Annotated in this window: 19 protein-coding genes; 7 read left to right on the top strand and 12 right to left on the bottom strand. The window is 62.1% G+C overall.

What is annotated here, in order from left to right; all coding sequences use genetic code 11:
* Positions 1–29: 29 nt before the first annotated feature.
* The 4 genes from Ahu01nite_RS26010 to Ahu01nite_RS25995 all read right to left on the bottom strand — a co-directional run bounded on the left by Ahu01nite_RS26010 (position 30) and on the right by Ahu01nite_RS25995 (position 7,369).
* The gene (locus Ahu01nite_RS26010; protein WP_203839247.1) at positions 30–2,021 is read right to left on the bottom strand and encodes an AIPR family protein; all 1,992 of its coding nucleotides are present in this window, start codon (positions 2,019–2,021) and stop codon (positions 30–32) included.
* Positions 2,018–3,022 carry a PD-(D/E)XK motif protein gene (locus Ahu01nite_RS26005; RefSeq protein WP_203839246.1) on the bottom strand — a complete coding sequence of 335 codons (1,005 nt, stop codon included), beginning with the start codon at positions 3,020–3,022 and terminating at the stop codon, positions 2,018–2,020. The genes Ahu01nite_RS26010 and Ahu01nite_RS26005 overlap by 4 nt, the downstream gene beginning before the upstream one ends.
* Entirely contained in the window at positions 3,019–5,796 is a 2,778-nt protein-coding gene (locus Ahu01nite_RS26000) for a Z1 domain-containing protein (RefSeq protein ID WP_203839245.1), read from the bottom strand. The genes Ahu01nite_RS26005 and Ahu01nite_RS26000 overlap by 4 nt, the downstream gene beginning before the upstream one ends.
* 94 nt (positions 5,797–5,890) lie before the next feature.
* Positions 5,891–7,369 carry an ATP-binding protein gene (locus Ahu01nite_RS25995; RefSeq protein ID WP_203839244.1) on the bottom strand — a complete coding sequence of 493 codons (1,479 nt, stop codon included), beginning with the start codon at positions 7,367–7,369 and terminating at the stop codon, positions 5,891–5,893.
* 693 nt (positions 7,370–8,062) lie between these two features.
* Between Ahu01nite_RS25995 and Ahu01nite_RS25990 the strand changes: the two genes are divergently transcribed.
* Complete coding sequence (locus Ahu01nite_RS25990) at positions 8,063–10,036, top strand: DNA cytosine methyltransferase (protein ID WP_239159136.1); 1,974 nt, start codon at positions 8,063–8,065, stop codon at positions 10,034–10,036.
* Positions 10,037–10,044: 8 nt separating this feature from the next.
* Here Ahu01nite_RS25990 and Ahu01nite_RS25985 read toward each other — a convergent pair whose 3' ends face one another.
* From Ahu01nite_RS25985 to Ahu01nite_RS25960, 6 genes are all read right to left on the bottom strand, one after another.
* Positions 10,045–11,352 carry an ATP-binding protein gene (locus Ahu01nite_RS25985; protein ID WP_203839243.1) on the bottom strand — a complete coding sequence of 436 codons (1,308 nt, stop codon included), beginning with the start codon at positions 11,350–11,352 and terminating at the stop codon, positions 10,045–10,047.
* Between the two features lie 54 nt (positions 11,353–11,406).
* On the bottom strand, positions 11,407–11,853 hold the full coding sequence (locus Ahu01nite_RS25980) for a very short patch repair endonuclease (RefSeq protein ID WP_203839242.1): 447 nt from the start codon (positions 11,851–11,853) through the stop codon (positions 11,407–11,409).
* 289 nt (positions 11,854–12,142) lie between these two features.
* The gene (locus tag Ahu01nite_RS25975; RefSeq protein WP_203839241.1) at positions 12,143–12,457 is read right to left on the bottom strand and encodes a hypothetical protein; all 315 of its coding nucleotides are present in this window, start codon (positions 12,455–12,457) and stop codon (positions 12,143–12,145) included.
* A gap of 1 nt (position 12,458) precedes the next feature.
* Positions 12,459–13,178 (bottom strand): hypothetical protein, encoded by a 720-nt coding sequence (locus Ahu01nite_RS25970; protein WP_203839240.1) that lies wholly within the window; start codon positions 13,176–13,178, stop codon positions 12,459–12,461.
* A gap of 23 nt (positions 13,179–13,201) precedes the next feature.
* Positions 13,202–13,534 (bottom strand): hypothetical protein, encoded by a 333-nt coding sequence (locus Ahu01nite_RS25965; protein WP_203839239.1) that lies wholly within the window; start codon positions 13,532–13,534, stop codon positions 13,202–13,204.
* A gap of 16 nt (positions 13,535–13,550) precedes the next feature.
* Positions 13,551–13,850, bottom strand: coding sequence for a hypothetical protein (locus Ahu01nite_RS25960; protein ID WP_203839238.1), 300 nt, complete (start codon positions 13,848–13,850; stop codon positions 13,551–13,553).
* A 948-nt stretch (positions 13,851–14,798) separates the two neighbouring features.
* On the opposite strand from Ahu01nite_RS25960, the gene Ahu01nite_RS25955 reads away from it, so the two are divergent.
* From Ahu01nite_RS25955 to Ahu01nite_RS25940, 4 genes are all read left to right on the top strand, one after another.
* Positions 14,799–15,176, top strand: a complete 378-nt coding sequence (locus Ahu01nite_RS25955) for a hypothetical protein (RefSeq protein WP_203839237.1) — start codon at positions 14,799–14,801, stop codon at positions 15,174–15,176.
* A 753-nt stretch (positions 15,177–15,929) separates the two neighbouring features.
* On the top strand, positions 15,930–16,517 hold the full coding sequence (locus tag Ahu01nite_RS25950; protein WP_203839236.1) for a helix-turn-helix domain-containing protein: 588 nt from the start codon (positions 15,930–15,932) through the stop codon (positions 16,515–16,517).
* Positions 16,514–16,954, top strand: a complete 441-nt coding sequence (locus Ahu01nite_RS25945) for a protein-export chaperone SecB (RefSeq protein WP_203839235.1) — start codon at positions 16,514–16,516, stop codon at positions 16,952–16,954. The genes Ahu01nite_RS25950 and Ahu01nite_RS25945 overlap by 4 nt, the downstream gene beginning before the upstream one ends.
* A gap of 621 nt (positions 16,955–17,575) precedes the next feature.
* Positions 17,576–18,136: an HD domain-containing protein gene (locus Ahu01nite_RS25940; RefSeq protein ID WP_203839234.1), complete on the top strand. Its 561-nt coding sequence runs from the start codon at positions 17,576–17,578 to the stop codon at positions 18,134–18,136.
* On the opposite strand, the gene Ahu01nite_RS25935 is transcribed toward Ahu01nite_RS25940, so the two are convergent.
* Both Ahu01nite_RS25935 and Ahu01nite_RS25930 read right to left on the bottom strand, forming a co-directional pair.
* Positions 18,124–18,591: an NUDIX hydrolase gene (locus Ahu01nite_RS25935; RefSeq protein ID WP_203839233.1), complete on the bottom strand. Its 468-nt coding sequence runs from the start codon at positions 18,589–18,591 to the stop codon at positions 18,124–18,126. The two genes, Ahu01nite_RS25940 and Ahu01nite_RS25935, sit on opposite strands and share 13 nt — an antisense overlap.
* Before the next feature lie 5 nt (positions 18,592–18,596).
* Entirely contained in the window at positions 18,597–19,112 is a 516-nt protein-coding gene (locus Ahu01nite_RS25930; RefSeq protein ID WP_203839232.1) for a DUF5919 domain-containing protein, read from the bottom strand.
* Between the two features lie 391 nt (positions 19,113–19,503).
* Between Ahu01nite_RS25930 and Ahu01nite_RS25925 the strand changes: the two genes are divergently transcribed.
* Positions 19,504–19,821 carry a hypothetical protein gene (locus tag Ahu01nite_RS25925; protein ID WP_203839231.1) on the top strand — a complete coding sequence of 106 codons (318 nt, stop codon included), beginning with the start codon at positions 19,504–19,506 and terminating at the stop codon, positions 19,819–19,821.
* A gap of 258 nt (positions 19,822–20,079) precedes the next feature.
* Complete coding sequence (locus Ahu01nite_RS25920; protein WP_203839230.1) at positions 20,080–20,574, top strand: Pycsar system effector family protein; 495 nt, start codon at positions 20,080–20,082, stop codon at positions 20,572–20,574.
* The last annotated feature ends 33 nt before the right edge of the window (positions 20,575–20,607 follow it).

Genomic DNA, 20,607 nt, shown 5'->3' with positions numbered 1-20,607 from the left:
GTGCATGGTCCGGCGTCGAGGGGCGTGGCTTAGACACGGAAGCCGAGTCGCTCCGACTCCGCCATGAGCCGCAGTGCCTGGGTGGCCTGTTTTTCGGTCACGGTCCAGCCGTTGTTGATGTACCGGCCGATGGTGTCGGACAGTTGCCGCTGCCACGGCTGGAGATTCTGGGTTTCTTTTGCCCATCGGGCGACGGCGAACCAGTGAGGGGCAGGTGTGGCCATGACCCTCGCGACGTCACCGCCGGCTGCGTCGTCACCGGTCGGGCCGGCCCGGTCCTCGATCGGATCCTCGGTGAGCTCGGAAACGAGAGCTGGGGGGACCCTCCAGTTGAACGCGAGGGCGGCCTCCCAGCAGTCCGGCCGCTTGGTCCACTCGCCGACGTGGGTGCCGTGCAGTGGATTGACGATGACGTCATGGATTGGAACGCTGAGCTCGCTGATGGCATGTGCTAACGCGGGCGTGAGTCGTTGATCCCGCCAGATACGGTCGAGATCGATGCGCCGGCCGACGGTCTCTACCAGCCGCGACACTGTGTACGCCGTGATGTTGATTTTGTAGCCGCCGAATTCGCGGGAGGCGACAACCTTGTCCGCCTCCTTGAACAGGATGGCCTTCGCGATGAGACGTCGGCAGTAGCTGGGGTCCACGACGGGCACTTCGTCGCCCATACGCATCATCAGCTCACGGAAATTCTTCTCTGCGCCACGGCTGACAAGGTGGGGCAGCCCACTCCAGGAGTGCAGGTACTTCGCCGCGTCGGACTTGCTGAACTTCTGCGCCAGTGGATGCAGTGCCTTGAACTTGCGCTGGTTGGCCGGCGTCCGTTCCCGGGCGAGGGCATCGGTGTACTGCCCGCGGGCCCGTTCGTAGAACCACCGGGTCTCCTGCCCGCTCCCGTCAGCCGCCGGTGCCCATAGCGACCGGGTCACCTGTTCAAGGGCGACATGGAAGGGGTGGTTGGAACTGAAGTCGACGACGGTGACCTTGTTCTGCGTATTGGAGTACTTGGAGATCTCCGGCACGATCTCACTCAGGCGCTCCGGTGAGACGACAGTGAGCTTCATCTGTACCGACACCCGACTGAGGTCGGCTTTGTCGCGGCTGTGCGCGTAGTGGATGGAAGCCGTGGTCTGCCCACCGTTGACGATCTGAAGGTCGTGTATCCGTTTCACAGCGCGCCCGTCGTCGGTGAAGTCGACCCGTGATGCGGTGGCGGTGATGCCGTTGTTGTAGGCCAGGAACCTGTCAGGTTCGGTCAGCAACGTGTTTCGGATACCGCGGTTGACCCCGCCCTTGGTCTGCAGGAAGGAACGGACGTTGAGCTCCAACAGACGCGTGCCGTGGGTGCCGTACAGATTGGCAAGGTCCTGGCCCGGGATGATCGCGAGGAACACCGCAAAGTCACGGTCCGTCTCCGGCGTCGCCAGGCACGCCAACGGGGGATCGAAGTCGATGGCAATAGGCTCGCTGAGAGTGCCGGAGCTCGCCAACCTTTCCAACCGGGTGAGGTCCCACAGCTCATAGGTCATCACCAGCCCGTCAAGGTCTCCGGCGGGTAGGGCGGTCACCGCGCTGATCATGTTCGTCAGCAGAAACAGTCGGATGCGGGGAGCCTCCGCCAGAGACTTCTGGACCGCCGTGCACATGTCATGGACGTCGGAGGACTCGTCGATGTCGGCCGCGAGCCCGTCGCGTGACCGGCGCACGAAGGCGGCGAGGTGTCTGAACATTGTCTCCACCCGTGGTCGGGCCAACCGCTCCTCCGACGGCTGAAGACTGAACACGGTGATGAAGAGGTCCAAGGTACCGAGCGACTCATTGCTGCCGTAGCCGTTGACCTGCAGACCGCGTCCGCTGTGGTATGCGGCGAAGGTGTTCTCAACTGCCCCTGCCTGCTCGAGCTCCTCCAGCACGCGGCGGGTGAACACCTCCGGCGCCGAGGCGTTCTCGGCTTCTGCGGTCGCGAGCACGTCGGCGACCACGTCCTGCGCATAGGTACGACTGTCCGGAAGTGTCACTGATGCCCCTTGAGCATGCCGGGCAGGTTTTCAGCTGCCATCACGTACTGATCCAGTCCTGCTGTGCTGATGCGGTACCGGCACTGGCTGACTCCCAGTCGCAGATCGGTCTCGACGATCCGTGGGAAGTCACCTGTGACGTGCCAGAAAGACGTGGTGCGTACCGTGTAGCGGGGTTCCTCGTACAGTGCCCGATCCGCCGTCAGGATGCCCACTCTGACCAGCAGGTCGTCGAACGCCGAGCAGGGGCCGGGGGACAGTGAGCTCCTCAGCGAGTCCACCATGGTGTTCAAGGACTCTCCGGTGCCCCCACGCCGTTCGTCCACAGCGAGGTAGATGAGGACCAGCCTTCCCATTCCGGTGGCATCGAGTTGCCGTTCGTTGGCGATGACCAGGGATCCCGGTTGCATCCCGCTACCGGTTTTCACCTCGATCGCGATCGCCGGCAGCTGGAAGTCCTGATTTGCCTTATGCGGTCCGGTCCAGGACAGGACCGCCTGGGTGTCCGGGAGTTGCGGTAGTAGGTGGTCGCGCAGCACGACCAGTTCCCCGAACAGCCCCCGACGGGCTTCTGCCGACAGGCCGGTTTCGGCGATCGACTGCAGGAGGTGCCGCCAGCGTTCGAAGCGTTGGATGCCGGCATTGAGTGCGGCGGCGGGGTCTGTGGCTGCGCCGGCAGCGTCGGCGACATCGGCGATGAGGGGGTTGAACACCTCGGCCCGCTCGGGGGTTGTCAGCGCCATCTGCAGGTTCCGGTGACCACTGACCATTGGCGTAAAGGCCAGCTGTATGCCCTGGGTCTGGGGTAGTTCCCCGTGCTGGCGGACGAACGCCTCGGCGACGGAGGCCGGTATCCTCAGTAGGAGCATCCGTTGATTGGTGGGGCGTTGGACAGCAAGGTAGAGGTCCTGCCCGGAACGCGGTAGGAGCCGCTTCGTTACCACCCCGTGGTCGAGGTCTCCTGCCTCCAGCTCCGCCCAGTCGTCCTCGCTTATCCTCATTCGTCGTCGTCCAGGTCGTCGATCTCGAGTTCACGCCAGATGTTGTTGACGATGTACTCGGTTTCCCTGGGCCGTGTCGATTCGGGGAAGCTCACGGCGAATCCGACGATGGGGGAACGGTCCGGGCACCTGGATGCTTCAGGGTGGATGAGCGGATAGAGCAGCAGCAGCGGCTGATCCACGCCCCGTACCTTACGAAGCGGCCGGCCTGTGGGCACCGTCGGTTCCTTGTACTTGGCGAGCTTGCCTGTACGCTCCGCCCTTTCCCGTGCCGCCGTACGGGTGCCTACGAGCGCCCGTTCCTTTTGATCTTCGGTTAGGTCGCGACTTTCGTCAGGCGGGCTGAGGACCCTGCGAATCATGTAGTGGTCGATAAATTCACCTTTCTGGACGGGTTCCCTTTTGCCGGCCGCCCGCCTGACCAGAGGCGCACGCTGCACGAGCCCTGTCTCCCAGGCCCCGATCTTCTGCCGCTCAGGACTGCCCGGGTTCGAGACGAGGCGTACGGTCCAGGACTGCAGCTCGTCGTCTGCGGTGCACTTGCGGATATAGTCGGCGATGAACGTCGGCCTGACCCTGTAGGAGCGGCCGTCGGGCCGGTATCCATCGAAGAATCCTTCGATGACGTCGTGGGGGGAGACGTTGTCCCAGACGACGCTGTCCAGTTCGCCTTCTTGCTGCCCGGTGTTGTCCCCGAGGCGGTCCACAAACTGGACAAGGTTGGCGAAGTTCATGGCGACGGGTTCCGGATCGAGACTGAAACTGGTCGTCTCGGGAATATCCGCCGAGTAGCTGAGTTTGATGGTCTTGCCGCGCCGTCGCTTGTTTGCTGCGGTCACCATGAGCCCTGCCGAGGATGCTCGGACCTTCAACCCGAACGTTGTGGGGGTCTCACCGAGGGCTGCCATCTCCTCAAAGTCGTGCCGCAGTTCATCGTCCGCCGCGGTGATCTCCTGGTAGGCGTGGTAGAGCGATCTCGTGGTGAAGAGCCGACACAGGTCCTCGTAGCCGCGCCGGTACCCGAACCACCGCCCCATCTGCAGCAGCGTGTCGTACGCCGCTGAGGCGCGCAGGTAGTAACTGACGCTGAGACCCTCCAGTGTCAGGCCCCGTGACAGCCGGTTGCCGCCGACTGCGATGACCGACAGCCCGGTCTTTCGATGGTCGTAGTATTCGAGGGCATCGCGGGAGCTGCCGTTGATGGCCCGTACCACCATCTTCTGCAGGGCAGGGGCCAGCTCGGCGACCACGCTCTTCCAGGCGACTACAGGCGCTTCATCGGTGCTGAAATGGGCACTGGTCGGGACGAAATCTTCCTTCCACAGTTCCTCGAGTTCCCGGAGCGCTTCGTCAGCCTGCGCGCCGTGGGTGTCACGCAGGCGGCTGCCCAGCAGGCCGATGTAGTCGTCGACCTGTTCGCGGACTCTGCCTTGGACGTCGACGTAGTGCGTGACGTGGATCAGCATCGAACTGTGATCTTGTCCCTGTCCACGCGCCCGCCGGGCAGCGCAGCTGAGGACGAACGAGTTGAGCGCCTTCTGCAGCGACGGGGGTAGCGGCTCCGGTGGAATCCAGTCCTTCTTGTGTCCCTGGGGCATCCAGGTGGCCTGGTCGGTGATGGGGGAGTAGATCGGCAGTGGATCGACCTGTTCGGCGTCAGGTCCGATTCCGGTGAGGCCGAAGAGACGCTCGGGGCCGAAGTAGTTGGAGGGCGCTGCCAGGCTCTCGATGAAGCTCTCGGGGAACAGGTCGGCGCCCAGGGCCGCGTGGTCCGCGTCATCGTCGATGTAGATGTTCGCGAACGGCGTCGCGGTGTATCCGACGTATGCGGCGCGGTCGAAGCTATTGAGGAGCCGGCGGATGGCTGCGTTGATCGCTGTCGGATCCGTTTCCCCGTCGTCGTCCTTACTGGTGTCGACCGAGGCGTGGTCGGCCTCGTCGTCGATGATCAGCAGTGGGATGTCGTGGACGACCTTGTTCTCGGAGCCGGCCGTGGCGTGACCCTCGACCTCGACCATCCACTTACGGATGTACTCGAGGACGCTCTTGTGTTTCTTCACCACCAGCACGACGGGGTAGTCACCGATGGGCAACGCCATGTTCTTCGCTACGCCACGGTTGAAGTCGCCCTTTTCCGAGCTGTTGGTCAGCGAGGCGACCTTGAGCCGTTTGGCGCCAGGGATGATCCCGACACCAATGCGTGAAGAGTTCGTGGTGGTCTCATCGGAACGCAGCTGATACTGGGTGTCGAAGCCGAGAAGGCCCTCGTCGACACGCAGCTGGGTCTGGCTGCGCAGACTGTTGTGGATGCCGGCGAGCACCACGATCAGTTTGTAGCCGGCATCCGCGGCCTTGCATACCAGACCGATGTAGTTGCCAGTCTTGCCCGACTGCACCTGGCCGGCTACGAGTCCCGTCCGGCGCCAGCGGCCGGGCCGGTGGGGATCCTCGATCCTGCTGAGAATCCGGTCTGTGCTCTGGTCCAGGCGTCGTACGACGCGCGGCGGCAGGACCTGTACGTCCTCCAGATAGCGGCGGTACCGTTCCCAGAAATCCCAGGAGCGCTCGAGGCGTGCTTCCGCGAGCCATTCGACGTGGTCCCGGTTGTCCACAAGTCCCACCGAGTCGTCCTGCCAGATCGCCACCTTGGACTCGATCTCCTTGAGCAGCACGTCGCGGTCGACGGTCACCCCACGCGAGTGCTGCATCATCCAGACCATACCGACGCTCTCGTCGATCTCCGAGGCCGTTGGTGGGCGGTCCTGGGCCAGCATCGCGAGCACCAACCGGAGCGCCTGCTCGATCGGTTCGTCCGTACCAGGGTTCGGTGCTGTGGACACGGGTCCTCCGGAATGGGGTGTGGTGGGCTCAGTTGCCTGAGCGCCAGAAGCCGTCGATCTGGTCGAAGGGAGGCATGAGAGTCATTCTCCGACGCGCCTCGCCCGGTGTATGGCCCTGCGAGACGAAAGCGGCGAAGATCCGGTCTGCCACGGCGGCTACCTCGTCGCTGGATGAGGTCAGAAAAGGTTCGGGGTCATCAGCGGTGTCGCTTTCGTGCATCACCCGTAGGGTCTCCACCGGAACGGTCTCTTCCAACAACCTGATCAGTGCCTTTGCCGCTGCGGTGGTATCGCCCGTGCCGCGCAGAACTTCGCGGACGAGTGGATGTTCCCTGTTGATCCTGCACCTGATCCGACCCTCGTGGCGGCTGACCAGCCACGTGTAGATGAACTCCGCGCCGTGCGAGCGTGCGGCAATGCGCCCACGGTGGCGCAGCACCTCCACTGCCCGCGTTCTGGCGGCGGAACCGATCCGCTGCAGGTGGCGTCGTACACCGATCGGCGGTACTGCGGAGGACTTGCGGACATCCACCGCCCAGTCCGCGTCAGCCTCGGCAGGCACGTCTACCGCAATCCGAGCCAGGTTGTACCGCTCATCACGACGGAACCCCCGGATGCCGAGCCAGTCACCCGCCAGGATCAGTCGGTTCCGGCGGTACACGTAGAAGCCCTGATGATCGAGCCATCCGGCCGGGCCGGCTGCCAGGTCGGCCTCGGCTGGGTCGAGCCGCCGCGGATGCGGCAGGATGAAGGGCTCGATCCGTACGGCATGGGCACCGACAGGTATGTGCTCGGTCGGCAGTCGCTGTACCGAGGAGTTCGCTGTCAGGAAAGGATCCCAGGGCCTCACCGGGACACCGTTGACGAGCAACGACAGGCCACCACGGCGGCCCAGAAGCCGACCGAAGACCATGCCCAGATGCGCCTCGACCCGGGTGACCTCGCTGTAGAACTGCTTCTGTGCTGCTGCGTCGTCACTGTCGGGGGGCGCCGATGCGAAGCGGTGTAGCTGACGCCACAACACGACGGTCCCCGCAGTGCCCGGTGCTCTTAATGCGGCAAGCACCTCTGTGCTCGCCGGGTCACACCCGTGCAGAAGCCTCCACTGTCCCGTCTGAGCGACGACCGAAAGATCCCAGGTCCGGACGCTCTCATTCCCCCCGGATGGCGTGGTGGCAACCGTCAGCCGTGCCGCCTGGGAAAACGACGCGGTCTTCAACCCCATGCCGAAGCGTCCAAGGTCTGTCGCGTCCCGCTCCACGGTCGTTCCACGAGCAGCAACGGTCATCGCGGTTACCAGACCCGCTGAGTCCATCCCGCGGCCGTCATCGATGACCGCCACCCATGACGATGCCCCATCCCAGGTGAAAGCAACGTCCACCTTCTGTGCAGCGGCGGCGATGCTGTTATCGACTAGGTCGGCAACAGCCGCCTCGACGCTGTAGCCGAAGGACCGCAACGACGAGATCGTCCCCGCCGGGTCGGGATTGGCGATATCAAAATCCACAGGGCGCCCTCCATCTGACGCGAGGCACAGCACTAGCCGCGATCCACGAGACAGACGGCAAAGGGCAGGAGACAGACGGCATCGATAGCTCACGAAGACGGGAGACTGGGATCACGAAGAGTATAGGTTCGCGACGCCTATTTAAACTCTGCAGGCCCCAGGGTGACAGATTCAAGCCGTCCGGCTGGCCGAATCCGGATAGCAGGTTACGCCGACACCTGACAGGGGAGGACTCATTCACATCGACACCACGTCGCTCACTGACGCTCAGTTATTTCCGGCTAGGTGAGTGGAATGCTGTCTGGGCATCTTCTTGCCCTGAGGCATGGACACAACCCTCGCGGCGCGTACCGCGAAGGGAACTGAAGACGGATGCCTCTTCCCGGGTACGGACGGCTTGCGACACGGCTCAAGCGCAGGTGCGCCTGCGCCCTCGGTGGGGTGAACGGGCAGGCTTCACTCCACCACATCAAGCGGGGCCCTGCTCTCCGTTATCGCTCCGACCCCCTGGGTAAGGGTCTGATTCATGTGACGTTCGACCTGGCTTCTAACCTGACCTCTCGCATCCCATCACACGCAGTAGTACCTAACCCTCCCATCACTGCAGTCCTTCCTTACCTTCAGTGACACCATCGGTTTGTGACTCAAGTGGTGCTTGGGTACACCGGTCTACTACCGGTAACGTTCGTTGCCGTGACTGCCGCTGACATTGAGACCGCCCCGCCAGCGCGGGATCCGTCAGCCCGGCGGGGAGCGTACGGCGTGAAGCTCATCCGCGGCCCCTTCGTGCAACTCCCCAAGCATCCTGACGCCAGCGATGAACCGGATGAGATGCTCGAGTACGCCCGGACTGCCCGTGCACGCGGCGAGAAGCTCGCGGCTGACCTGTTCAGCGGTGCAGGCGGACTCAGTCTGGGTCTGGAGGAGGCCGGCTACCGGGTCGTGCTGGCCGTCGACCACTATCCTGAGGCGGTCGAGACCCACCGGCATCACCATGCTGGCCTAAGTGTCGACTGGGACCTGGGCGACCCGGACCGGATCCGGCAGGTCGCCGGGCTGATCAAGGAAGCCGGCGTGGAGCTGCTCGCCGGTGGCCCACCGTGCCAGCCGTTCTCCAAGGCAGGCCGGTCCATGATCCGGCACAAGGTCCGTCATGGTCTGCGTGACCCCTACGACGAGCGACGTGACCTGTGGCGTTCATATCTCGAGGTTATCCGCCTTGCCCGCCCGCCCGCGGTGGTCATGGAGAACGTGCCGGACATGGCACTCGACAAAGAGATGTTTATCCTGCGCACCATGGTCCACGAACTGGAGTCAATGGGCTACTCCGTCGAGGAACGCGCCGTCGACACCTGGCGGTACGGCGTGCCCCAGTTCCGCCAGCGGCTCATCCTCGTGGCCCTGCGCGACGGCACCGCGTTCCAGTGGCCCGCCGAGTCACCCGAAAGGCCGACGGTCTGGAACGCCATCAGTGACCTGCCCGAGGTCGAGGGCGGCTGGCGACCGACGGGAGGTTCCGAGGGCTGGGCCGACTACGACGGCCCGAAAACGGACTTCCAGCAGCGGATGCGCCGCAACGTCGCCCACCGCGACTCGGCCAAGGTCTTCGACCACATCACCCGGCCGGTACGTGAGGACGATCTGAAGGCGTTCCAGCTCATGGACGCCAGCACCCGCTATTCCGACCTGCCGGCGGAGATGAAGCGCTACCGCGACGACATCTTCGACGACAAGTACAAGCGTCTCGACAAGGACGGGCGTTCACGTACCATCACGGCGCACATCGCCAAGGACGGGTACTGGTACATCCACCCGGAACAGCACCGCACCATCACCGTACGCGAGGCGGCCCGCCTGCAGACATTCCCCGACGACTTCCGTTTCGCTGGACCGCCGTCGGCCGCATTCAAGCAGATCGGTAACGCTGTCCCCCCAGTTCTCGGTGAGCACCTCGCACGAGCCGTTTCCACCTCGTTGCAGGCGGGAGTGCCTGTGTCCGTCACCACCCAGGAGATCGCGGCTTCCCTCGCCACCTGGTTCGATGGCAACCATTTCAGCGGAATCCCGTGGCTGCGGGCTCAAACGCGCTGGCAGGTCATCCAGGGCGAGATCCTGCTGGACCGCACCGCTCCGGAGGTCACCCGCCATATCTGGCGGGCGCTGCAGAACTGGCATCAACCTCAGGACACCCTCCGGCAGGAGGAAAATCTGCGACGTACGGGAGGCTTCATCGCCCGCGAGTCCCGCGCTGATGTCATCGCGCAGCTCGCTCGCACACTAGCTGACAACCCTGCCCTGCTGCGCGATGACGACGCGCTGCGCAGCGTCAACGGTCTCAACGAGTCGGTCGCTGACCTGGCCATTCTTGTCGTCCCGGCAGGAGAAGGCGACGATGATTCGGAGGAGCCGGTCCTGGTGACCAAGGGTGTCCTACGCGTCGCCGCCCGGTTCAGCGGCAATCATGTGAACAGCCGTAACCGCCTCACCGACGGACGGCTCGAGATTGCCCGCATGATCGGCATCGACACGGACGCCCGTAGCGCTCACCTCGGGCTAATCGATCTCGCCAATACGCTCTGCCGGGTGAAGGAACCGCTGTGTCAGCACTGCCCTCTCGTCAAGAACTGCGCCGAGGCCGATGTCCATCCGGACCTTTTCTCTGGCTGACGTCCTGGCTAGATTCCGTTGAGTCCCAGTAGGTGAACGACCTCCGGTGACTGCTCTCTCAGCACGGCCTCGATCCGTTCCCAGGCGCTCCACTGGTCAGCCTCCATTGCGGCCATTCGTAAGGCAAGACCGGCGGTAGCCGCGGCCTGCGAAGCGGCCCGCACCTCAGCGGGCGCGCCAAGGTTGGTAGGGACCAATCTGCTCGTGCGTGATGTTTTGCGATAACTATCGTCCGCCATGACACACAGCTCGTTGACTGCTGGTTCGATCAGCTGACGCAACTGAGGCGGCAACGTCACCCGCATCTTTGCGACGTTGATGTTGAAGGCCGCGTCGAGGTCAGTGTCGAACTCGACGGCGGCGCGGGCCAGTTTGGTGTGCTCATCGATTCCCCGGATGCCGCCCCAGCCGCCCCACTGCACCAGTCGGTTGGCCCGGTAGACGTAGAGGCCCTGCTGCCGATTCCAGTTCAGCGGCCCAGACAGGCGGTCGAACCCTTCCGGATCGGTGAACCGGTCACGGGCGGGGAGAACGAACCGATGAAGCTCGACCTTGCCGACAGAGCCCGGTGATTCGATCTCGAACCGCTGCATCGGGAGTTCCTTCGTCGCCGGTTCCTGACGGGCGAACGGGTCCCACGCCTCGACCTTCTGTCCGTTGACGGTGAGGACCAGCTGCGGCCGCCCGGCAGCGCCCTCGATGAAGCGGTGGAAGACCATTCCTAGGTGCTCGGCTGTGCGCGCGGCCAAGGAGTCCAGCCGTCGACGTGCCCATCCTCCTTCGGGCCGTTTTTCCGGCAGCACCCTGTCCAGCAGCTGCCAGATTACGACTGTACCCGTTCCTTCGGCCAACCACTGCCGAGCCCTTGCGGCGGCGGGGTCGGTATTCGCCGGATCGACGATCACCCACTGGTCCCATTCCTCGATGAGGTCGAGATCCAGAGCTCTGGCACATGTACGGACCGCGGATTTCGAGCTACGGCTGACCACCGTCAGCAGTCGGCATTGCGACAATGATGCGGTCTTGAGACCGAGACCATAACGGCCAAGTTCGCCGCGCCCATAACCGCGACGCGTCCCGAAGCGCAGAGCCTCGAGCAACCCGGCCGGGGACATACCATGTCCGTCATCGGCGATGTACACCCTTGATTCGGTACCGTCGAATTCGATGAGGATCTCCACGCGCGTCGCCCCGGCACCGACACTGTTGTCCACCACGTCGGCCACAGCTGTAGGGAAGTCGTAGCCGATGTCCCGCAGCGAGCCCGTCAACCGTGCCGCTGACGGCGACACGTCGTACCACGCCTTTCCAGACACAGGATCCTCCATCACGTCATCGGTGAGGACCAGGATGCCACAGTGCTCACCTGATCACCGAGGCGGCACGGCGGACGGAGACGAATGCGAATTTCGCAGTGACAGCCACAGTTCCTGGAGCCTGTCGGCAACCTCGGTGGTCTCTTCGTGTTCCCAGGCGTGGAAAACCTGCCATCCCCGCATGCGAAGCAGTTCATCTTTTTCCCGGTCACGTTCGACGTTTCTTGTTAGTTTCGCGGACCACCACTGCGCATTGTTCTTGGGCATGGTGGTGTGAAGTGGGCACATATGCCAGAAACAGCCATCGACGAAAACCGCAATCTTAGCCCGGCTGAAAGCGATGTCCGGACGGCCCGGGAGCTCTTTGTAATTTGCGCGGAAACGCATTCCGCGCCGATGCAATTCACGCCGAAGAAGCATCTCCGGTCCTGTTCGTTCGCGCGGCATCCGCTTCATCTGCGCCGACACGTCAGCATTCAATGGCTCAGGTGTACGTTTCATGAGAAATCCTCCACGAAATAGCCGCAGAGCTTAGTGATTCCGGTTACATTCCGGTCTGCCCCCAAAGTAAGGGCGGAACGCGAACGGCTCGTTACCGGTTTCCCGATAGCGAGCCGTTGACCTGCGGTGTTGCTGGTGGGCGATACTGGGATCGAACCAGTGACCTCTTCCGTGTCAGGGAAAGATCAAGACCCTTTGGCCACAGATCAATAAGACTCTGACCTGCGAAGCTAGTCCCCGGTCGTCCATGGTCGTCCGAGAGCGTGGCACCCGGTTGTCACTCAGTTAGTCACTCGCCTGTGACGAAAGGTCCAAGCTCCTCTCGGGTCCGCTGCTCCAGTTCGTTGCGCTCTTCTGGGGTCAGTGCGTTCTGCCACTGCTGGAATTTGGCCATCGCCGTGTTGAGGTGTGTCGCGTACGCCTCGCTCTGGCCGATCTCTCGCAGGGTGGTCCGTCCTGCAAGTAGCTCCTCGGCCATCTCGGCCAGGTCTTTGCCCGCGGTGCCCTTGCCCAGTTGACGCAAGCTGTTCTTGACGGCTTCAGCCGCCTTGGGATTTCCGGCGATCCTGAGTAGGTCTTCGTCGATCGGCTGAGGGTCGGCCACGTCAGGCTCCTGGGCGTGCGTAGGGTGCCGTTGGCAACGGGAAGGCCGACAGGTCGCCGCCCTGACCGCCGACGGCCATGCCACCACCGAACGCAGCCATGATGACGGTTCCGGCCGTGTTGATGATCGCTGATGCTTTGTTGACCAGTTCGAGTAGCTCGATGGCCTGCCACGCGGCGACGCCGTATCCGGCTACTGCTCCTACTCCGGTCTCTGCCGTGGCCGTGCCGGCGGCCGCGGAGATACCGATCAGAATCGCCTTGTCAGCGATCGCTTGCAGGAGATTCCCCAACTGGTTGGACAGCTGCCAGGCGCCCTTGGCGGCCTCGCGGTAGCCCTCGGCTGCCTGGTGCAGCGCGAGCTGTTTCCCGCTGGTTGCTGCGGCCAAATCGGTGAAGTAGTTGTAGGCGGCGTCCGAAGCGTTGCCGTCCCACTGTCGGTCCATCTTGATCACACCGGACTGGATGTCCATGCCGAGTTGCTGCGTGAATCGGGCGAGGGCGTCGAGCGCGTCTCCGAACTTGTAGAGCTCGCCCCACTCACCGGTCAGGGTGTCCGTCGCGTAGCCGAAGATGTCGATTCCCGTGGTCTTCTCGATCACGTCGTTCACCCACGCCGACGGGCTCAGGTAGTTGAACATGTCGAACGGGTTGACGAACCCGTTGGTGATGCTGTCATCAGGCTCGGCCGGGTCAACGAGATACTGGCTGGGTTGGCTCATGAGGAATCCCCGTTGCTGGTCGGTCAGTCCCGGTTCGGTGTCGGTCTCGGCGCGGTGGGATAACTTGCGTCGACGCGTGCGGCACTCTGCTGGTCAGAATCCTGGTAGGAGTCGGCAACTGCCCGCAGCGCCTCGTTCGATCTCCAGAGGACGACTTCCAGCTTGTCGTGCAGCTCTTGTAGTTGCTGCATGAGACCAGCGTGTTGGCCCGAGAGCTTCCCGATGACCCCTGCCTGGTGGAAGCTGAAGTCACCGTGAACCTTGATATAGTTCTCGGCCATCTCTACCTCTGAGTAGAGGTTCACAAGTTCCGCCGCGTAGGTGCTGAGAGCAGTCGGCTCCACCTTGAACGTCATAGTTTTCCCCCGCTGTCTAAAGCGCGTACGCCGCGCCGACCAGCAGCACCAGGCCGGCGATCCCGTACACAAGCGCCTTGCGCCACAAGTTCGAGATCCGCTGAGCATCATCCGTTGTGTGCAGCTGGATTGCGTAGTAGGCCGCTGGAACGAAGGCGCACCCCGGGATGACCGCCAAGGCGATGTTCAGCGGCTCGAACGATGCACCCCGCGCAGCGCCAGCCAGACCCGCGACCAAGACGACCACCCAGCACAAGGCCAGGAACAGAACCACCTTGCCGATGAGCCTACGTGCTTCGATCGCGTTCTTCGCCACGCTGTACCTGTCCTCGCCGTTTGACTGGAGCCGACCTTAACAAGGGTTGATGCCCCGGCGTTGGCCCTCTAGTGCCCACACGCTTGGAATGGAGCGGCTCCGACACGTAGAGGCGCTCGTGCGCCTGAGCGGGGACGTCAACGGAGCCACGCCAGGCTTCTCGGTCCAGCACTCGGTTCGAAAATGAGGCAGCATCTAGGCGCAACCGTGCTGTTGAGCTGCACAACGGCCGTCTCAGCTCGGCGAGAACCTCTAGTCGTTGCACCTCCTCTGCATCGCGGTGTCTAGCGCGCATAGGCCGTGGAGAGGAGGGAGAGTTGTTTGCAGCAGCGCATGATGCTTGATCAGCTCATCATGTGCGTCAGGCATCCGGATCAAGACGCAAGTTGGTGGAGTAGAGCCAGGCGGACGTACTGATTCGAGGTTCAGGCTGATCAAACGGGGATGCGGGATGGCTGTCGAGCTGGCCAGGCTGTTTTGAGACCAACAATTTCGCAACGAGCGTGCTCCGGAAGCTCGGCTGAAATGTTCTTAATTACCTGGTATCAGATGAAATATTATCCATATGGAAACACAATCACACGTAGCCAAACACGGCGCGCGAGTGCGGATGCAAGTGCATATGCACGGCGGTGCACGAACCTCTAGACGGGGGTCACTACTCTTCGTATCCTCTAGGCGTGAAGGTTGGCGTCTGTGATCCCAACCGGATGATCATCTAGTCAAGAGGCATCCGTGCCAAAAGTAGTGACCGAGTAGGCAAGTTTATGTCTTAATTAACTCGTTTACCGCGCATAAAGGTCATAGCGGATTGAGGTGATGCAGGTGACACGCCACGCCGCTCGCGTTCGAACCGGACACCGGGCTCACGCGGTGTAGCATCTCCCATCGACGGCTAATCGGTCCGAACCGATTTGCAGGACCGGCCGTAGCAGATGAGGAGCCCAAGTGGCCATAGATGATCGCCCAGAAGGGACGGAAGATCCCCGGGCGCGTGAACAGGTCCCAAGACAGCCCTGTGCGGGCGACGCCAACACGAGCGCTATCGGCTCGGAAGGGGAGGATCTGGAGCCCGGCGAAGAGGGTCCTGGGTCTGACGAAAAGAAGCAGGGCGCCCGGTATGCGGCCGGCCGCCCTGCTCATGAACCATGCAGCCACGCGAAGACCGATGGTGAGCACACCATAGTTCAGGAAAACCAGGACGACTACAAGAAACCCCCGAAGATCATCGTCACGATCGGACGGGTAACAGGTCTCCTCATTGCATCGACAAGCTTCGTTGGAGCGCTTGTCCGGTTCGCGGAGGAGGTCTCAAAGATCTTCTAGTGAGGTTGGTGTCAACACTGGGCCGATCCTTGGGGTGAATCCTTCATTGGATTCGTTCCCCGGGGGTCGGCCCAGCCGTTGCCCGGATGATGGTGCAGCTTCCGACGGCTGTGACTTTGACGACTATAACTGATTGTGAGAATCTGCCTACCCAAAGTTCCCTCGAAGGAAGAAGGCGGCAGTGGCGCTGGCCGAAGGCTTGTGGCTATCCCTTGCTGGCTGGCACTTCGCAAGGAACTTTGAGGGTAACTTTGCCGTCTTGTCCGATATAGAGCTTTGGTCTGTTGCCGCGCAAGGCGCCCTAATGGCAACGATGGAGGCATGTTGGAAGGATGGATGCGTACTCCCTCAAGTGGAACGGGTGCTCGAAGACACGCACGTGCTCACTGTTCCGCTGGATGGGAAGTTTCATCGGCTTCTCTTTGACGACAAGCGCTGGCGAGACGGGCATCTCGTTGCCTTACACGCCTTCACTAACCGACGGCGCAAGCTCCCACCAGGAGTTCTGGTGGTCGGTGAGCCGGCCCTCGAACCGCCCAGGCGGGCGCCCCTGACTTGATGTTCGTCCGTTTGGGTACAAGCTAACGATCTTGCAAAACCTCTACCCGGGTGGCAAGTTAGGTGCGATGATCGGTTCTAACCGATTCGTCTCAACGCAGAGAAGGATCTAGCTGCGTGCCGGCGCAGCTGAGGACGTGTCGGCGGCTGTGCGACTAATGCGGTGATGAGTCGCTTGAAGGAGGGGGCTGCGAGATGGACGCCTACGGCCTAAGTACATGGCACAGCACTGCTGCTCATGTAGCCCGAGGAACGGATCAGTCGCAGCGTGAGCAGGAACGTATCCTCAGAAATGCTGCCGAAGACCACGGCATCAGACTAAGGGTAATTCAAGCGCTGACTTCTATACGTCAAAGCCTTAGATTGACGCAGAAGCAGGTTGCTTCCCTCATGGGTACTCAGCAGTCCGCTGTTTCAGACATGGAGAAAGGTCTAACGGATCCGCGCCTTTCTACACTGCAGCGATATGCGCGTGCAATGGATTGTTCCATTAACGTGGAAATCGTTGAAGAGCTTGATGACCCTGATTCGGCAGTTGCCCGTTCAATGATCCATTACAGCTCTTGGCGGCACACTGACGCCACTACTAATCAGTCAAATATCACCCTTGAAGTGCACGACAGTGGCATGGGTTCTTGGGACTGGTTGCACGATCCGCAGGACCTAAATGGTTTATCTGAGGATGAAATAGCGGGACAAGTGAGATGGGCGCACCCCTATGGGAAATCTCAGGCAAGCGATGTTTCAATTACCGGCGTAACTCAACGGCTTAACATCCGATGAAAGCTCAGCAGGCTGTGGACGGGGACCGCGCGACCAGTAATGCAATTAGCAATAATTTCAAATTAATCGATCTTCGCTTAAAGAACGTAGCGGCGAATCTGATGCTGCCCTCTCCGCGAAAGCCGTTGGACCTAGCAGCGTCGGTGCTTGTTGACATCTCTCGCCTTGGCGAATTTGTAACCTACGACGCAAGATATAAGCTTGGTGTTACTGACCGAGATGGTCGGCAAGTGCTTGAGGCGGACATCATTTATAGTCTGCTTTTTAGATTGAGGGATGGTTGGAGTCCCGCCGAAGACGAGCTTCGCTCCTTTGGTACCTACGGAGCAGTCGATATTGCGCATCCTTATATGCGAGAAATTGTGCAGACCATTACGGGGCGAATGGGCCTTCCGCCATTGGTTTTGGACATCCGCGCCCCAGAGCCAACAGAGTAAAAGTAGCCCCTCGGCTCTATACCTCTGGGCGGATTAGCCCACCGACAGATTGCATTTCGTTGTCAATCCAGGCTTGACGGCTGCTTATCGGCTGCACCTCTTGAGTCGGGCGTTGGGGTTGGCGGCGCGCACCCTGTGAGGGCAGGCCATCGGCCTGCCCACGACTCCTGCCCGAGGGTCGCAGAGGCTCCCAGGTCAAGGGCGGCCCGTAGGGCCGTCGCCTGCGACGCGCAGCGCCCTTGAGCTTGGAGGAGCGGCACGGCACACTCGCGCCGCCCACCCCGGCGTCCGACGGCCGTGACCTCGCCGTGCGGCCTGGCGTGAGCTGCTGGGTCGCGTCGCCCAGGCCGTGCCAGTCGGCTGCCGGCCAAATCCCACACCCGGACTTCCGGCCCTGTCGTGCTTCGGCAGGCCCGACTCCTCCGCCTTGCACGCCAGCCGACGGGCTGCCTGCGTGTCCCGGGCCAAGCGACAGCGGCGGCATGGGGCGCGCGCCCTGGTCGGCGGCGTGAGCGGCCCGGTCCGGGCCGCCTTGAAGACGTACAGAAAGTTTGAACAGCATCTGGCAGCCGCCCGGCTGGGGGCAGTGCTGTTTGCACGTCAGCGGCTACTGTCTTTTGCATGTCGCTGGTCACCTGGGCCTACGAAATCTCGGAACAAACTCTCGCCGTGCCTCTCCCTCGACGGTGGGCACACGTTCAGGGCGTGGCCCTGAAAGCGAGAACATTCGCGGGTGCGGTCGGTGATGATGCCGAGCTTCTTGAGGCTGCAGCCGTGCTGCACGATGTTGGGTATGCGCCAGACCTAGCCCGTACCGGCTTTCATCCGTTAGATGGCGCCTACTTCCTTCAGTCGGTTGATGCTCCGAGACGGCTTGTGCACCTCGTTGCGCATCACTCGTGTGCGATCAGGGAGGCTCGACTGCGAGGCATCAATGAGGAGCTCGCGCCCTTCCTCGACGAGGAAGGGCCTGTCCGAGATGCGCTGTGGGCGTGTGACCTCACAACGACACCCGATGGAACGCCCACGGAGTTCGTCGACAGGGTTGCCGAGATCAAGGCCCGGTACGGTCCTGATGATCTCGTGACGACGTTTATCGAGGAAGCCACTCCGGATCTCGGCGCCGCCATTGGTCGGACATACGAGAGACTCCGGACCCGCGGCGCCCATCAATCGATGTAAGGGTCGCCATCCTCTAGGCCGTGCTGCACCCTCAACTTCATCGAGGGATGCATCGGCAGCGACCCTAGTTCAGCCACCCCCACCCACTGAACCTCGGTTGACTCGCTACTGGGGCGAAGAGACCCGGCGACTGGTTGGCCGCGTAGGCAGATCGAGAACTCCTGGCGCACTTCACCATCGTCGTATGCGATGACATGCCTCGGATCCGAGTAGATACCAGAGATCCCGACGACTTTGATGTCAAGCCCGGTCTCCTCCATCACCTCGCGCGTCGCGGCTCCTGTAACCGTCTCACCGAGGTCCTGGGCGCCACCCGGCAGTGCCCACAACCCGTTGTCTGAGCGCCGAATCAAGAGAACGCGTCCCCGATCGTCACGCACGACGACAGCCACGGCTACGACGAGCGAGTTTGCCGCTGGTGCACTCGGGTCGTTCAGGTAGTCAGTCTTCGGCATGATCCTTATTGTGCGCCTCGCGTGGTTGGAGCGCTCCATACAGCGTCGAAGCTCTCCGCGTACGCGTCAAACAGCCCGTACGTCGCAGTCCGGCGTACATGAAGCGCCGGGGCCATCGGCGCCGTTTTGCCGAAGATATGAGGGTTCGCGATCATTTCGTCATCAAAGCGGTAGAGGCTGTTGTAGAGCACTGTTTCGTGATGCCGGATCTCGATGTTTTTGGTTTCTTGCAGGGGTCGGAAGAAGGCGTCGGCCTGATCGATCTTCGCAGAGATAGTTTCTCGGCCAATACCTTCGTCCTCGCTGCGCTGTTTGACAGTCGCAGAATCGCGGTTGCCAAGAAGAATCCGGACGCGAACTCCACTGCCCGCTTTGGAGCGAAGGCGCGCGAGAAGGTTTGGTTTCTCGGTGAGGAACATCCCCACGTAGACCAGGATGCCTATCTCAGCACTCGCTGAATCAAGAAGGCGATCCCAAAGAGTTGGCGGGATCGCTCCACGATTGTTGTAGAGCTGCACCATGTCGGGAGTGTTCGTCGCCTCAGACGATGCTCTGGTGGCTCCTGGCCACAGAAAGTCTTCGTCTTCTCTCAAACGCTTTGCGATCTTGAAACGTGTTCTGGGATGTGGCACTCGTCCCCCGAGCCATCGGCTCACGGTTTTGACGTCGCTCTCTGTGTATACCGCCAGCTCGGCAGGGGTCACGCGTGCTCGTCCTAGAGCATCTCGTAGTCGTTCATTCGCCATTGCAGCTCCGATCCACGAGGGACGTTTGTATCACTATAAACGTCCTAAGCGTCCCGGCAAGGCCATTTGGACGTCACCTTTCCCAGAGTCTCCTTGAGGTGCGAGCAACGAACTCGCACGGAGCAGTCGTCCACTGGGGACGCGCTCAAACAGGGAGGTAATCCTCGTGAAGCTGTACGTGGACACGACCGGTAAGCAGGTCACGGTGTCGAAGCCCACCGAGACGAAGAACGACCAGCAGGGCAACCAGCGCTCCGAGAAGGGGACGGGCCGGCTTATGTGGTCCACCCAGGTCATCGTGCTCGACGAGACTGGCGGCGAGGTCATCGCCATCACTACGGCTGGAGAGAAGCCGAACGTGACGGTGGGGCAGCTCGTTGCTGTCGAGCAGCTTGAGGCCATCCCGTGGGCGACCAACGGGCGTAACGGTGTCGCGTTCCGTGCGGTGTCGCTGAAGCCCCTGTCGAGTCCTTCGTCCAAGTAGTTCGGACTTCGCAGTATCCCGTTCTGTCTAGCCACAGTGTCCGTGGCAACAACATCCAAGCGGCCTTGGGTCCGCTGACGTCAAACCGATCAACATCTGAGTCCGGTGATGGTTCTGGCTCCTACATCCCCGGCATCACAGGCCTCATCCGCTGAGGTCATCCCCGAAGAGTGGCGCGGGGTCGGTACTGGCTCCTACACCTGCCGACCTCGCTGCCTTCCAACCTGTTCGCCCTTTTACTGTCAAGGGAAGGTTGTCATGTCTCGTCGCCTCAATGCCGCCTCCAGCAAGGCCCGGCGTTCCGAGAACACGGTCACTGCCATCAACGAAGTCCAGGCCCACATGGGACGCGTGGACACCAAGGCATCCATTCTGTTCGGCTTCTCCCTCGCCGCCCTGACCGGTGGCGGAACTGTACTGGCAAAGGCGCATCTCCCGATTGCGAGTTCGGTACTCGCTGTCATCGCGGCCGGTGCACTCGTATCGGCCCTGGCGTTGCTGGGAGCTGCTATCCGGCCCGCACTCGGCGGGAACCACGGATTCGTGCGGTTCGCTGCTGCTGAATCACCGGAGCAACTCGCTGCTGATCTGGCTGACATCGAAAACGTCACCGTGGAATACCGCGCCGAGCAACTGCTGTGGCTGTCGCGTGCAGTTCAGCGCAAATACCGGCGTGTTCGCCTCTCAGTCGACCTGCTGATGACCGGCCTTAGCTTCGCCGTTCTCGCAGCACTGATCGCCATCGCCTTCTAAACGACCGTCACAGAATCCGCAGCTAAGGGGAAA

It is taken from the genome of Winogradskya humida (genome assembly GCF_016862215.1).
GTDB classification, from domain to species: domain Bacteria; phylum Actinomycetota; class Actinomycetes; order Mycobacteriales; family Micromonosporaceae; genus Actinoplanes; species Actinoplanes humidus.
The sequence above is the reverse complement of the archived record's forward strand: the minus strand, read 5'-3'. Positions and strand labels throughout refer to the sequence as shown.

Excerpts from the sequence above, each read along its gene's own strand:
- Ahu01nite_RS26005 (WP_203839246.1), bottom strand. The coding sequence starts at position 3,022 with ATGAGGATAAGCGAGGACGACTGGGCGGAGCTGGAGGCAGGAGACCTC.
- Ahu01nite_RS26000 (WP_203839245.1), bottom strand. The coding sequence starts at position 5,796 with ATGCTGGCCCAGGACCGCCCACCAACGGCCTCGGAGATCGACGAGAGC.
- Ahu01nite_RS25980 (WP_203839242.1), bottom strand. The coding sequence starts at position 11,853 with ATGAAACGTACACCTGAGCCATTGAATGCTGACGTGTCGGCGCAGATG.
- Ahu01nite_RS25970 (WP_203839240.1), bottom strand. The coding sequence starts at position 13,178 with ATGAGCCAACCCAGCCAGTATCTCGTTGACCCGGCCGAGCCTGATGAC.
- Ahu01nite_RS25965 (WP_203839239.1), bottom strand. The coding sequence starts at position 13,534 with ATGACGTTCAAGGTGGAGCCGACTGCTCTCAGCACCTACGCGGCGGAA.
- Ahu01nite_RS25950 (WP_203839236.1), top strand. The coding sequence starts at position 15,930 with ATGGACGCCTACGGCCTAAGTACATGGCACAGCACTGCTGCTCATGTA.
- Ahu01nite_RS25945 (WP_203839235.1), top strand. The coding sequence starts at position 16,514 with ATGAAAGCTCAGCAGGCTGTGGACGGGGACCGCGCGACCAGTAATGCA.
- Ahu01nite_RS25940 (WP_203839234.1), top strand. The coding sequence starts at position 17,576 with ATGTCGCTGGTCACCTGGGCCTACGAAATCTCGGAACAAACTCTCGCC.
- Ahu01nite_RS25935 (WP_203839233.1), bottom strand. The coding sequence starts at position 18,591 with ATGCCGAAGACTGACTACCTGAACGACCCGAGTGCACCAGCGGCAAAC.
- Ahu01nite_RS25930 (WP_203839232.1), bottom strand. The coding sequence starts at position 19,112 with ATGGTGCAGCTCTACAACAATCGTGGAGCGATCCCGCCAACTCTTTGG.
- Ahu01nite_RS25920 (WP_203839230.1), top strand. The coding sequence starts at position 20,080 with ATGTCTCGTCGCCTCAATGCCGCCTCCAGCAAGGCCCGGCGTTCCGAG.